Raw genomic sequence first — 245 nt, forward strand, 5'->3', positions numbered from 1 at the left:
GTTTTCATGTCGTTGTCTCCTGTTACCCTCAGATGGGGACAAAAGACGGCAAAGCCAATCCGCCACGCCTATACATCTGCGCACATGCTTGGTGCGCAACCGCAGTGTCACATCATTGTGTGCGGGACCATTTTGTCCGGCACCACTTTGTCCGGCGACATTCAAGCCAAACCGGTCAGGCAAAGCATCAATCTATGACTGTCGGCGACAAAAAAACGCGATTGTGTGCAGGGTTGTCAATGCAC

At 52.2% G+C, this 245-nt stretch carries 1 protein-coding gene; it reads left to right on the forward strand.

The annotated features are described in order from the left end of the window. Nucleotides 1-198 (forward strand): hypothetical protein (locus Q4528_RS15390; RefSeq protein ID WP_303522581.1); only part of this gene is annotated, 198 nt, incomplete at its 5' end. Nucleotides 199-245 lie beyond the last annotated feature (47 nt).

The sequence above is a fragment of the Staphylococcus pasteuri genome, from assembly GCF_030547725.1.
In the GTDB taxonomy this organism is placed as follows: domain Bacteria; phylum Bacillota; class Bacilli; order Staphylococcales; family Staphylococcaceae; genus Staphylococcus; species Staphylococcus pasteuri.